Annotated in this window: 11 protein-coding genes; 5 read left to right on the top strand and 6 right to left on the bottom strand. The window is 72.1% G+C overall.

The window, feature by feature from the left end:
* The first annotated feature begins 30 nt into the window (after nt 1-30).
* The 3 genes from BN1555_RS26180 (at nt 31) to BN1555_RS26170 (ending at nt 3,094) form a co-directional block, all read left to right on the top strand.
* Nucleotides 31-759 carry a FadR/GntR family transcriptional regulator gene (locus BN1555_RS26180; protein WP_093801670.1) on the top strand — a complete coding sequence of 243 codons (729 nt, stop codon included), beginning with the start codon at nt 31-33 and terminating at the stop codon, nt 757-759.
* 111 nt (nt 760-870) lie between these two features.
* Nucleotides 871-2,340: an ethanolamine permease gene (gene eat, locus BN1555_RS26175; protein ID WP_176710136.1), complete on the top strand. Its 1,470-nt coding sequence runs from the start codon at nt 871-873 to the stop codon at nt 2,338-2,340.
* 37 nt (nt 2,341-2,377) lie between these two features.
* A complete protein-coding gene (locus BN1555_RS26170; protein ID WP_093801669.1) occupies nt 2,378-3,094 on the top strand; it encodes a gamma-glutamyl-gamma-aminobutyrate hydrolase family protein in 717 nt (238 codons plus the stop codon).
* A 136-nt stretch (nt 3,095-3,230) separates the two neighbouring features.
* On the opposite strand, the gene BN1555_RS26165 is transcribed toward BN1555_RS26170, so the two are convergent.
* Together BN1555_RS26165 and BN1555_RS26160 are read right to left on the bottom strand one after the other, a co-directional pair.
* Nucleotides 3,231-3,668, bottom strand: a complete 438-nt coding sequence (locus BN1555_RS26165) for a hypothetical protein (RefSeq protein WP_093801668.1) — start codon at nt 3,666-3,668, stop codon at nt 3,231-3,233.
* A gap of 36 nt (nt 3,669-3,704) precedes the next feature.
* Nucleotides 3,705-4,652 (bottom strand): LysR family transcriptional regulator, encoded by a 948-nt coding sequence (locus tag BN1555_RS26160; RefSeq protein ID WP_093801667.1) that lies wholly within the window; start codon nt 4,650-4,652, stop codon nt 3,705-3,707.
* A 70-nt stretch (nt 4,653-4,722) separates the two neighbouring features.
* Here BN1555_RS26160 and BN1555_RS26155 point away from each other — a divergent pair, with 70 nt between their 5' ends.
* Nucleotides 4,723-5,862 (top strand): TDT family transporter, encoded by a 1,140-nt coding sequence (locus BN1555_RS26155; protein ID WP_107081101.1) that lies wholly within the window; start codon nt 4,723-4,725, stop codon nt 5,860-5,862.
* Here the strand turns inward: BN1555_RS26155 and BN1555_RS26150 are convergent.
* The 4 genes from BN1555_RS26150 to BN1555_RS26135 all read right to left on the bottom strand — a co-directional run bounded on the left by BN1555_RS26150 (nt 5,801) and on the right by BN1555_RS26135 (nt 10,999).
* The gene (locus BN1555_RS26150) at nt 5,801-6,511 is read right to left on the bottom strand and encodes a helical backbone metal receptor (RefSeq protein WP_093801666.1); all 711 of its coding nucleotides are present in this window, start codon (nt 6,509-6,511) and stop codon (nt 5,801-5,803) included. The genes BN1555_RS26155 and BN1555_RS26150 overlap by 62 nt on opposite strands.
* A 15-nt stretch (nt 6,512-6,526) precedes the next feature.
* A complete protein-coding gene (locus BN1555_RS26145; protein WP_093801665.1) occupies nt 6,527-7,105 on the bottom strand; it encodes an XRE family transcriptional regulator in 579 nt (192 codons plus the stop codon).
* 170 nt (nt 7,106-7,275) lie between these two features.
* The gene (locus tag BN1555_RS26140; RefSeq protein ID WP_093801664.1) at nt 7,276-9,906 is read right to left on the bottom strand and encodes an ABC transporter permease/substrate binding protein; all 2,631 of its coding nucleotides are present in this window, start codon (nt 9,904-9,906) and stop codon (nt 7,276-7,278) included.
* Nucleotides 9,899-10,999 carry a quaternary amine ABC transporter ATP-binding protein gene (locus tag BN1555_RS26135; RefSeq protein ID WP_255306167.1) on the bottom strand — a complete coding sequence of 367 codons (1,101 nt, stop codon included), beginning with the start codon at nt 10,997-10,999 and terminating at the stop codon, nt 9,899-9,901. The genes BN1555_RS26140 and BN1555_RS26135 overlap by 8 nt, the downstream gene beginning before the upstream one ends.
* 262 nt (nt 11,000-11,261) lie before the next feature.
* Here BN1555_RS26135 and BN1555_RS26130 point away from each other — a divergent pair, with 262 nt between their 5' ends.
* A complete protein-coding gene (locus BN1555_RS26130; RefSeq protein WP_093803651.1) occupies nt 11,262-12,167 on the top strand; it encodes a 5'-3' exonuclease in 906 nt (301 codons plus the stop codon).
* The last annotated feature ends 2 nt before the right edge of the window (nt 12,168-12,169 follow it).

The following is a 12,169-nucleotide window of genomic DNA, read 5'->3' as shown; positions in this document are numbered from 1 at the left end:
GACCATTGATTGGGAAGGGGGAACCGCGAGGTGGCGGATGAAATCGGTTCGGCGGACCGCCTGACGCCCGTCCTGCGGCCGGTGCGGGCGGGGAACGGATTCGAGGAGGCGCTGGAGCAGGTCCTCCAGGTGCTGCGCCTGGGGCTGGTGCCCGTCGGGGAGCGGCTGCCCGCCGAGCGCGAGCTCGCCGACCGCCTGCGGATCAGCCGGGTCACCCTGCGCGAGGTCCTGAAGGTCCTCCAGGACCAGGGCCTTGTCGAGAGCAGGCGGGGCAGGTACGGCGGCACGTTCGTGCTGCCGCACCCGGACGCGTCCGGGGAGGGCGAACTGCGCCGGCGCGTCGAGTCGGTCGACGTCGAGGACGCGCTGCGCTTCCGCGAGGTGCTGGAGGTGGGCGCGGCCGGACTGTGCGCGGCGCACGGGCTGGCCGAGGACGGCGCACGGCGGCTGCGGGCGGCGCTCGCCGCGACGCACGACGCGCCGCTGGCCGACTACCGCAGGCGGGACACCCTGCTGCACCTCACGCTCGCCGAACTGTCCGGGTCGCCGTCCCTGACCGCGCAGTACGCCGCCGTACGGGCCGCGGTCAACGGTCTGCTCGACTGCATCCCGCTGCTCGTACGGAACCTGGAGCACTCGCAGCAGCAGCACACCGCGCTGGTCGAGGCGGTGCTCGACGGCGACGCGGACGGGGCCCGCGAGGTGATGCGCGAGCACTGCTCGGGCACGGCCGCCCTGCTGCGCGGCTTCCTCATGTGACGCCGGAGGCGGAAGATCCGTAACACCGGCTTTACGCACAGGTCTTGCGCCGGGACCGGCCGCACCACAAAGGTATGGCATCCCACCATTGACCCGAGGCAGGAGCGGCTCATGGCCGACAGCACCGACTCGCGCACCCCACCGCCCACGCCCGCGCCCCCGTCCGCCGACGCCGGCTATCTGCAACGGCGGACGCTGCGCCGCGGCAGCGCCGGCTGGCTGCTGCTCACCGGACTCGGCGTCGCGTACGTCGTCTCCGGCGATTTCTCCGGCTGGAACATCGGCCTGTCCGAGGGCGGCTTCGGCGGGCTCGCGATCGCCACCCTGCTGATGGGTGTGATGTACGCCTGCCTGGTCTTCGCACTCGCCGAGCTGTCCGCCATCCTGCCCACGGCGGGCGGCGGTTACGGCTTCGCCCGGCGCGCGCTCGGCACCTGGGGCGGCTTCCTGACCGGCACCGCGATCCTCATCGAGTACGTCCTGGCGCCCGCCGCGATCTCCATCTTCATCGGCGACTACGTCGAGTCGCTGGGCCTCTTCGGGCTCACCGCGGGCTGGCCGGTCTACCTGGCCTGCTTCGCCGTCTTCATCGGCATCCACCTGTGGGGCGTCGGCGAGGCGCTGCGCTTCAGCCTGGTGGTGACGGCCATAGCGGTGGCGGCGCTGCTGATCTTCGCGGTCGGCGCGTTCACCGAGTTCGGTGCGGACGGGCTCAACGACATCCCGATCGACGAGGACGCGTTCGGCGCGAACTCCTGGCTGCCGTTCGGGCTGCTGGGCATCTGGGCCGCCTTCCCCTTCGGCATGTGGTTCTTCCTCGGCGTCGAGGGGGTGCCGCTGGCCGCCGAGGAGGCCAAGGACCCCGTGCGCTCCATGCCGCGCGCCCTGGCCACCTCCATGGCCGTCCTCGCGCTCCTCGCCCTGGTCACCTTCTTCGCCGCCACCGGCGCGCGCGGCTCGGCCGCCGTCCAGGACGCGGGCAATCCGCTGGTCGTGGCGCTCCAGGGCGACGGCGGCCCGACGCCGCTCAGCCGCTTCGTCAACTACGCGGGCCTGGCCGGGCTCGTCGCGTCCTTCTTCTCGCTCATCTACGCCGGGTCGCGCCAGCTCTTCGCGCTCTCGCGCGCCGGTTACCTGCCCCGTTTCCTGTCGCTGACGAGCCGTCGCAAGGCCCCGTACCTCGGGCTGCTCATCCCCGGCGCGATCGGCTTCGCGCTGGCGGCGGGGACCGGTGACGGCGCCCGGATGCTGAACATCGCGGTCTTCGGCGCCACCATCTCGTACGCGCTGATGGCGCTCTCCCACATCGTGCTGCGCCGCCGCGAGCCCGGGCTCCACCGCCCCTACCGCACGCCGGGCGGCGTCCTCACCTCGTCCGTGGCCTTCGTACTGGCGCTGTCCGCGCTGGTGGCGACGTTCCTGGTGGACAAGGACGCGGCGTTCATCGCGCTGGGGGTGTACGCCGTCGCTCTCGCCTACTTCGCGTTCTACAGTCGGCACCGGCTGGTCGCCGCGGCTCCCGAGGAGGAGTTCGCCGCGCTCGCCGAGGCCGAGGCCGAACTCGAGCGCGACCGTTCCTGAGCACGACCGACCCCGAGCACGACCGACCGGAGGATCTGTGTCCAAGCCGCTCATCGGCATCAGCACCTACCTGCAGCCCGCCCGGTGGGGTGTCTGGGACATGCCCGCCGCGCTGCTCCCGGCCGCCTATCCGCGCCTCGTGCAGGCGACGGGCGGCCTCGCGGCGATGGTGCCGCCCGACTCGCCGTCGTACGCCGCCGGTGTGGTGGCCCGCCTCGACGGCCTGGTCGTCGCGGGCGGCGCCGATGTCGAGCCCGTACGGTACGGGGCCGAGCCGGACCCTCGCACCGGGCCGCCGGCCCGGGAGCGGGACGCGTGGGAAATCGCCCTGATCGAGGCCGCTCTGACGTCCGGTACGCCGCTGCTCGGCATCTGCCGGGGCATGCAGCTGCTGAACGTCGCACTCGGCGGCACGCTCGTCCAGCACCTGGACGGCCACACCGCGGGGCCCGGAGTCCTCGGCGAGCACGCGGTGAAGCCGGTGCCCGGCACGCGCTACGCGTCGGTCGTACCGGAGGAGAGCGGCGTGCCGACGTACCACCACCAGGCGGTCGACCGGCTCGGCGACGGCCTGGTCGTGTCGGCGTACGCCGCCGACGGGACGCCGGAGGCCGTCGAACTGCCCGGCGGGGCGTGGGTGCTCGGCGTCCAGTGGCATCCGGAGATGGGCGACGACCTCCGGGTGATGGAGGCACTGGTGGCGGCCGCCGCCGGCCGGCCGTCGTCGCTCCGCGAGCCACAGCTCCGGGCCTGACGGCGGCGACGGGCCCTCGCGGGGCGCGCGCACGAAACGGGCGCCGAGAGCGGGGCCTTCGGGGCCGTTGCCCGGTGTTCCTCCCGGCCCGGCGGCCCGAATGGCCCCGCCCTGTGGACGAGTTCCCCGGCCGGGGTCAGATGCGGCCGGCCAGCATACGGCTGATCGGGCCCAGAGTGCGCTGTTCGGCCTTGCGGCCCGCCACGAACGAGGCGGCCCCGATGGCCACCGCACCCGCGCCGGCACCCGCGATGACGGCCTTGCGCGCGTTGAGCAGCACCCACGCGGTGGACGCGGTCGACGCGACCTTGCCGGCCGTGGACTCCAGAGCCTGGCGGCTCACTTCGACTCCCTTGACGCCGGCCACCTTCGCGGAACCGGCCACCTGGGCGGCCTTTCCCGTGACGTCGCCCGCGCCCGCCTTCGCGGTGCCCGCGGCGTCCGCCGCCTTGCCGGCGGCGCCGGTGGCGGCGGCCTTGGCGGAACCGGCGGTGTCCGCGGCCTTTCCGGTGGCACCGTTGGCCGTACGGGCTGTGGTCGTCCTGGTCTTCGCGTTCTTGTCCTGTTCAGTCATGGCTTTCGGGTATCCGCTCACAGCCGTGACAAACAGTCAGCCCTTGCCCGGAGCGGGGCGCGCCAGCGCCAGCAGGTCCCTCGCGGGTCCCGTGGGCCGGGGGCCCGTCGGCCAGACCGCGCGCAGATCGCGGCGCATCGGGACGCCCTCGACCGGGACCTCGACGAGGCGGCGGGAGGCCAGCTCCTCACCCACGGCCAGCTCACTGAGCACGCTGGGGCCCGCGCCGCTGACGGCCGCCGCCTTCACCGCCGTGGTGGAGGCGAGTTCGAGGAGGGGTACGGCGAGGCCGCCGTACCCGGCGAGCGCCGCGTCCAGGACCTGCCGGGTGCCGGAGCCCTGCTCGCGCAGGATGAGGGGGGCCTCGGCCAGTTCCCGCGCGCCCACCGCACGGCGCCTGCGCGCCCAGGGGTGGGCCGGGGCCGTGACCACGATGAGCCGGTCGTGGCCGATGACGACGCCGTCGAGCCCGTCCGGTACCGCCAGGCCCTCCACGAAGCCCAGGTCGGCCTCGCCGGTGAGCAGCCGCTGCGCGACGGCGGCGGAGTTGCCGGCGAGCAGCGAGACCGCCGTGCCGGGGCGCTGTCCGCGCAGCGCGATCAGCCAGCCCGGCAGCAGGTACTCGGCGATCGTCATGCTGGCCGCCACCCGTAGCCGCGAGTCGCGTCGGCCGCGCAGCGCCTGCGCCCCCGCGTCGAAGGCCTCGGCCGCCTCCACGACCCGGCGCGCCCAGTCGGTGACGAGCGTGCCCGCTTCGGTGAGGCGCGAGCCGCGCGGCGAGCGGTCGACGAGGGCGACCCCGAGCTGCCGTTCCATGGAACGGATACGGCTGCTCGCGGCGGGCTGGCTGATACCGAGCTCCCGCGCCGCGCGCCCCAGGCTGCCGAGCCGGGCGACGGCGAGCAGCAGCTCCATGGCCCCGAGATCGGGCACCCGGTGGGCGAGCGGTGGTCTGTCGCCGGGGGCGGGGGCGTGAACGCTCATAACCTCAGCTTATGGCCTCATAGGATTGTCGTCCCTGGTGGGGGCCGTTCCCTACGGTCAGGGTGGGCGTATGGCCACCTGTGCGCAGCCGCGCCCCCTCCTCGCCGCCCCGCGCCTGCCCGCGCTGCGCCACCTCGGCCCCCACTGGTACGCCACGGTGATGGGCACTGCCGTCGTCGCCAACGCCGGCGCCGCCCTCCCCCTCTCCGTCCCCGGTCTGCGCGCGGCCTGCGCCCTCGCCTGGGGGCTGTCCGCGGTGCTGCTCGGTACGCTGCTCGCCGCGCGCGCCGGTCACTGGGCGTACCACCGCGACCAGGCGGAGGCGCATCTCCTCGACCCCGCCGTCGCTCCCTTCTACGGCTGCCTGTCCATGGCGCTGCTCGCGGTCGGCGGCGCCACCGTGACGGTCGGCGGGGACGTCGTCGGCGCCGGAGCCGCCCTGTCCGCCGGAGCGACGCTGTGGTGCGTGGGGACGGCCGTCGGTCTGGCGGCCGCGGTCGCGGTCCCGTACCTGATGGTCGTACGCCACCGGGTCGAGCCCGGCAGCGCCTCCCCCGTGTGGCTGCTGCCGGTGGTGGCGCCGATGGTCTCGGCGGCGCTCGGCCCGCAGCTGGTGCCGCATCTGCCCGAGGGCCAGTGGCGGGAGGCGATGCTGCTCGCCTGCTACGCGATGTTCGGGCTCAGCCTGCTCGCCACACTGCTGATGCTGCCGCTGGTCCTCGCCCGCCTCCTCCACCACGGCCCGCTGCCGCTCGCGCTGACGCCGACGCTGTTCCTCGTCCTCGGGCCGCTCGGCCAGTCCACCACGGCGGTCGACTCGCTCGCGGACGTGGCCCCGGACGCGATCGGAGCGCCGTACGCACGCGCGCTCGGCGCCTTCGCCGTGCTCTACGGCGTGCCCGTCATGGGCTTCGCCCTGCTGTGGCTGGCGCTGGCCGCGGCGATGGTGGTCAGGGCGGCCCGCGGCGGCATGCCGTTCACCATGACGTGGTGGGCGTTCACCTTCCCCGTCGGTACCTGCGTGACGGGCGCCGCCGGGCTCGCCCGCCACACCGGGCTCGACGCCCTCGGCTGGCTGGCGGCCGGCCTGTACGCGGCACTCGTCGTCGCCTGGGCGGTGGCCGGATTCCGTACGCTGCGCGGCCTGGTCAGCGGAGCGCTGCTCGCAGCACCCGGGGCGCCTCGGCCAACGACGGCCCGTACCACGTGAGATGACGCCCGCTGACGAGCGCGGCGGGCAGCCCGGGAAACGCCTCGGGCCCGTCGTCGGCCGTGAAGCGGTAGGGCTCGTCCGGCAGGACGACCACGTCTGCCCCGGCCGCGCGCAGTTCGCCGAGGGGGACGCGCGGATAGCGCTCGGGGTGGCCGGCGTGGAGGTGGTCGACGCCGAGCCGGGCCAGCAGGTCCCCGGCGAAGGTGTCGCGGCCGAGGACCATCCACGGCCTGCGCCAGACGGGCACGACCGCCTTCAGGCGCGGGGTCCCGGGCCGGACCGCGTCCCATGCCTCCTGCGCCGCGTCGAGCCAGGCGGGGCGGGCACTCAGCCCGCAGCCGTCGGCCAGCACGCGTTCCAGCTCGGCGAAGGCCCCGGGCAGGTCCCGGACCACGGTGACCATGACGGTGGTCCCGGCCTGCCGCAGGGCGGCGAGGTCGGGCTCGCGGTTCTCCTCCTCGTTGGCGACGACCACGTCGGGACGCAACCGCAGGATCGCGTCGACGTCCGGGTTCTTGGTGCCGCCGATCCGTACGACGTCGAGGTCCGCCGGGTGGCTGCACCAGTCGGTCGCCCCGACGAGCAGGCCGGGCGCGCTGACGGCCACGGCTTCCGTGAGGGACGGCACGAGGGAGACGACGCGCATGGGGTGCCGCCTCCGTCAGCCGTCGTGGCCGGGCCGGCCGTCGGGGCCGTCGCCCTCGTGCCCGACGGTGCCGGCCGCCGCGACGACGAGGATCCGGGTGCCCGGCTCGGTCGCCCGCCACCGGTGCGGTACGCCACCGGACAGGAACAGCGTGTCACCGCGCTCCAGCCGGTACGCCCGGCCTTCCGCCTCCACCTCGGCGGCGCCCTCCGCGATGTACATCAGCTCGTCGCCGTGGTGCTGGAACTCGCGCCCGGTGTCCTGCTCCCCGGTGTACTCGGTGGCGCGCAGCTGGTGCCTGCCGCGCACCACGCACCGCACGCCCGCGCCGCCACCGTCGTCCTCCCCGGCCCGTACGACATCGACCGTACGCCCCAGGTCGGCGGCGGCCGTCAGCTCTGCCGCCGTGGTCTCCAGCGCCTCGGCCACCCGCTCGAGGGAGCGGGTGCTGGGTCTGGCACGCTCGTTCTCGATCTGGCTCAGGAACGGCACCGAGAGTCCGCTGCGGGCCGCGACCGTGGCCAGGGTGAGGGCCAGCGACTTGCGACGCCTCCGGACGGCCGTACCGACCCGAAGAGTTTCCTTGTCGTCCATCGCTCCGGCTCCCTCCCTGTCTCGTGGCTGTCGACACTGAGTGCAGCCTACGCAGCTTCACTCGCCGGTTTCGTACATACGTCAGACAAGGCTCTCTGTCCAGGACAGCACCAAGGGGTGGGCTTCGCCACAAGGCGATGCCCACCCCTCGATGATATGGCTGCCGCGGATCAGCCCGCGGTCGGCGCCATCTTCTGCGCGATGCCCGGGTTCTCCTTCATCCAGGCCTTCACGGCTTCTTCCTCATGTCCCGTGCCGCGCTTCCGGATCTCGTTCTCCAGGCCGCCGAGCTGCTTCTCGGTCAGCTTGAAGTCCGTGAACCACTCGGTCAGCCGCGGGTAGTTCGCCGGGAAGTCCGCGCTGCCGACGATGTGCAGCCGGTCGCCCTCGCCGAAGAGCTTCTTCGAGTCCTTCAGCCTGGTCATCGGGTACTCGCTGTACGCCCAGTGCGGGGTCCACAGGAGGACCGCGACGGGCTCCTTCTCGGCGTACGCGCGCTTCAGCTCGGCGAGCATGCCGGGCGTGGAGCCGTCGACGACCTCGTACTCCTCGTCCAGGCCGTAGCCGGGGAGGACGTTCTCCTTGAGGTTCTCCATCGTCGCCGTGCCCGGCTCGATGCCGATGATGCGGCCCTTGAACTTCTCGCCCCTGCCCTTGAGGTCCTCAAGGGTCCTGACGTCCTTGACGTACGAGGGGACCGCGACCTCGATCGACGTCGGCCTGTACCAGGAACCGATGTCGGTCAGCTTGTCGCCGTACTTGTCCCAGTAGTTCTTCTGCGTGTACGGCAGCCAGCCGTCGAGCTGCACGTCGACCTGGCCGCGGGCCATCGCGGCGTACATCGGGCCGACCTCGAACTGCTTGAGGTTGACCGTGTAGCCGCGCTCCTCGAGGACTTCCTTCCACAGGTACGTGGCGGCGATGTCCTCCTCCCACGGGAACCAGGCCATCTCGATCGCGCGGTCGCGCTCGTCCTTGCCGTTGGCGGCCTTGGAGGTCTTGGCGACGGGCGCCCACTTGTCGGCGAGGCCCGGGTTCTCCCCGAGCCAGGCGCGGACGGCGTCCTGCTCCTTGCCCTTGCCGCCCGCCTGGATCTTCGCTTCGAGGTCCGTGAGCTGCTTCTCGGTCATCTTGAAGTTCTTGAGCCACTTGCCGACGGCCGGGTTCTCGTCGGAGAAGCCCTTGCGGGTCAGCGTGTGCACGCCGTCACCCTTGCCCCAGGCCCCCTTCGGATCCTTGAGCTTCTTCAGGTCGTAGGTGCTGTACGCCCAGTGCGGGGACCACAGGGTCGTGACGACGGGTTCCTTCTTGGCGTACGCGCGCTTCAGCTCGGCGAGCATGCCGGGCGTGGAGCCGTCGACGACCTCGTACTCGTCCTCCAGGCCGTACTCCCCCAGGACCTTGTCCTTGAGGAGGCCCATCATTCCGGCGCTGGGCTCGATGCCGATGATGCGGCCCTTGAACTTCTCCGACCGGCCCTTGAGGTCTTCGAGGGAGTCGACGCCCTTCATGTACGAGGGGACGGACAGCTCAAGAGAGGTCGGGCCGTACCAGGAGCCCATGTCCTCCAGCTTGTCCTGGTACTTCGCCCAGTACTTCTCGTGGGTGACCGGCAGCCAGGCGTCGGTCTGGATGTCGATCTGGCCGGTGGACTGGCCGGTGTAGAGCGAGCCCGCCTCGTACTGCTTGGCGTCGACCTCGTAGCCGCGCCGCTCCAGCAGTTCCTTCCAGAGGAAGGTGGAGGCGATGCCCTCGTCCCACGGGATGTAGCCCATGGAGATCTTCTTGCCCTTGCCGACGTTCATGGGGTCGTCGTCGGCGGTGGCGGACGTGGTCCCGCCGAACATGCTCAGGCCGCCCGCGACGAGGGCGAGGACGACGACACCGGTGATCGCGACGACCGGCTGCGGGCGGTAGTTCCAGATCTTCAGCCCGCCCTTCACGGCCATGGCCTTGGCGAGCGCACGGCGGCCGAGCGGGGAGACCTGGTGGCCCAGGGCGCCGGTCATCCGGTCGAGGTACATGGCCAGGACGACGATGGACAGACCGGCCTCGAAGCCGAGACCGACGTCGATGTTGCCGAGCGCGCGGTAGACCGCGCCGCCCAGGCCGCCCGCGCCGACCATGCCGGCGATGACCACCATGGACAGGCCCAGCATGATGACCTGGTTGACGCCGGCCATGATCGTCGGCAGCGCGAGCGGGAGCTGCACGCGCAGCAGGGTGTTGCGCGGGCTCGTGCCGAACGCCTCGGCGGCCTCGACGAGCTCGCCGTCGACCTGGCGGATGCCGAGCTCGGTCATACGGACGCCCGGGGGCAGCGCGAAGATGATCGTCGCGATGATGCCGGGGACCGCGCCGACGCCGAAGAAGAGCACGCCGGGGATCAGGTAGACCATCGCCGGCATGGTCTGCATGAAGTCCATGACGGGACGCGTCACGGTGCTGACCGTCTTGGAGCGCGCGGACCAGATGCCCAGGGGAACGGCGATCACGAGCGTGATGATGGTCGCGACGAGCACGAGCGACAGGGTCGACATGGCGTCGTCCCACATCTCGATCGAGTCGATCAGCGCGAAGCCGGCGAAGGCGAGGACGCCGGCGGTCAGGCCGCGCAGCCAGCACGCGACGACGGCGAGGACGCCGGCGAGCAGCAGCGGTTCGGGGGCGGCGAGGACGGAGTAGATGCCGTCCTGCATGCCGCTGATGACGGTGCTGGCCGCGTCGAAGACCGGGGAGAGGTGGGTCTGGAGCCAGTCGACGGCGCTGTTGACCCACTCGCCCATGGGGATCCTAGGCACCGGTGACCACCTTGCTCGTGGGGTCGCCGGGCGCTGTGTCCCAGGGGGTTTCCGCCGACGTCATGGGCTCACCGAGCACCGCGAGCAGCCGGGCGGGCGGTACGACGCCGACGAGCTTCCCGTCGGTGCCGGTCACGGCGACGGGCGCACCGCTGGTGGAGCAGGGGGTGAAGAGCTCGATGACCGGAGTGTCCTCGGAGACGGCCGCGGGGGCGGCGTCCAGCACGTCCTGCGCGTCGCGCAGCTGCCGGCCGTCGTCCGTCTCCGTACCGAAGACGGTCTCGGGGGCGTCCATGACGGCGCCCGCGGTGAGCACCCGGGAGCGGTCCACGTCCTGGGTGAAGGAGGCGACGTAGTCGTTGGCCGGGGTGACGAGGATGTCCTCGGCGGTGCCCAGCTGGACTATGCGTCCGTCGCGCATGACGGCGATGCGGTCGCCGAGGCGCATGGCTTCGTTGAGGTCGTGGGTGATGAAGACGATGGTCTTCTTCAGCCGCTTCTGGAGTTCGAGGAGCTGGTCCTGCATGTCGCGGCGGATCAGCGGGTCGAGGGCGCTGAACGACTCGTCCATCAGCAGGAGGTCGGCGTCGGTGGCGAGCGCGCGGGCCAGGCCGACGCGCTGCTGCATGCCGCCGGACAGCTCGTCGGGCCAGGACTTCTCCCAGCCCTTCAGGCCGGCGAGCTCCAGGGCCTCGGTGGCGCGCTTCTCGCGCTCGGCGCGCGGGACGCCCTGTACTTCGAGGCCGTATCCGGCGTTCTCGAGAACACTCCGGTGCGGGAAGAGCGCGAAGTGCTGGAACACCATGCTGATCTTCGAGGAGCGCACCGCGCGCAGGGCGGCGGGGCTCAGTGCGGTGAGGTCCTGGCCGTCGAAGAGGACCTTGCCCGCCGTCGGCTCCAGCAGGCCGTTGAGCATCCGCAGCAGCGTGGACTTGCCGGATCCGGAAAGTCCCATGACCACGAAGATCTGTCCAGGTTCGACGGTGAACGAGGCGTCGATCACGGCGGCCGTCGTCCCGTCGGCGCGCAGCTCGTCACGGCCGGCCCCGCCTTCGAGCTTGCGTACCGCCTCTTCGGGTCGTGTGCCGAACACTTTGTACAAGTGATCGGCTTGCAGCCTGGACACATACACCTCACGCGTTGAACCGAAAACGGCTCACCACACCCCCGGCAGGCGAGCCGTGGAGCAGTACGGATTCGGTCCGTTTCACCCATCAAGAAGTTGAATCCGAAATGGGGTCTGCTCCGAGGCGGCACCTGCCCCTATCCGCATAGGACAAACACAAGAGTGATCCAGTTCACCTTCCGGCCGCTTTCGCGGCGTACGGCATGATCGGGGTGTGACGCGACGCCTGATGCTCCTCGACACCGCTTCCCTCTACTACCGCGCCTACTTCGGAGTCCCGGATTCCGTCCGCGCCCCGGACGGTACGCCGGTCAACGCCGTACGCGGCCTGCTCGACTTCGTCGCACGGCTGGTCCAGGACCACCGGCCCGACGACCTCGTCGCCTGCATGGACGCCGACTGGCGGCCGCACTGGCGGGTCGAGCTGATCCCCTCCTACAAGGCGCACCGCGTCGCACAGGAATCCGCCGCCGGACCCGACGCGGAGGAGACCCCGGACACGCTCGCGCCCCAGGTGCCGGTCATCGAGGACGTGCTCGACGCGGTCGGCATCGCCCGGGTGGGCGTCGACCCGTACGAGGCCGACGACGTGATCGGGACGCTCGCGGGCCTCGCCGCCGGGCCCGTCGACGTCGTCACCGGCGACCGCGACCTGTACCAGCTGGTCGACGACGCCCGTGGGGTGCGGGTGCTGTACCCGCTCAAGGGCGTCGGTTCGCTCCAGGTCACCGACGAGGCGTGGCTCCGCGGGAAGTACGCCGTGAACGGCCCCGGATACGTCGATCTGGCGCTCCTGCGCGGCGACCCGAGCGACGGGCTGCCGGGCGTTCCCGGGATCGGCGAGAAGACGGCCGCCAAACTCCTCGACGCGTACGGCGACCTGGCCGGGATCATGGCCGCCGTCGACGACCCGGCGTCGAAGCTGACGCCCTCGCAGCGCAAGCGGCTGGACGAGGCGCGGGACTACATCGCCGTGGCGCCGAAGGTGGTGCGCGTCGCCACCGACGTACCGCTGCCGGACTTCGACCCGGCACTGCCGTCCGAGCCGCGGGATCCGGCGACGCTCGACGAGCTGGCGGCGCGGTGGGGACTGGGCGGCTCGTTGCAGCGGCTGCTCGGTGCCCTCCCTCGCTAGCT

Origin of the sequence: Streptomyces sp. Wb2n-11, assembly GCF_001049855.1 — a bacterium.
Lineage (GTDB): Bacteria > Actinomycetota > Actinomycetes > Streptomycetales > Streptomycetaceae > Streptomyces > Streptomyces altiplanensis.
This window is presented reverse-complemented; position numbering and strand designations above follow the sequence as displayed.

Coding starts and splice junctions, on each gene's coding strand:
- eat (WP_176710136.1), top strand. CDS start 871: ATGGCCGACAGCACCGACTCGCGCACCCCACCGCCCACGCCCGCGCCC.
- BN1555_RS26165 (WP_093801668.1), bottom strand. CDS start 3,668: ATGACTGAACAGGACAAGAACGCGAAGACCAGGACGACCACAGCCCGT.
- BN1555_RS26160 (WP_093801667.1), bottom strand. CDS start 4,652: ATGAGCGTTCACGCCCCCGCCCCCGGCGACAGACCACCGCTCGCCCAC.
- BN1555_RS26155 (WP_107081101.1), top strand. CDS start 4,723: ATGGCCACCTGTGCGCAGCCGCGCCCCCTCCTCGCCGCCCCGCGCCTG.
- BN1555_RS26150 (WP_093801666.1), bottom strand. CDS start 6,511: ATGCGCGTCGTCTCCCTCGTGCCGTCCCTCACGGAAGCCGTGGCCGTC.
- BN1555_RS26145 (WP_093801665.1), bottom strand. CDS start 7,105: ATGGACGACAAGGAAACTCTTCGGGTCGGTACGGCCGTCCGGAGGCGT.
- BN1555_RS26130 (WP_093803651.1), top strand. CDS start 11,262: ATGCTCCTCGACACCGCTTCCCTCTACTACCGCGCCTACTTCGGAGTC.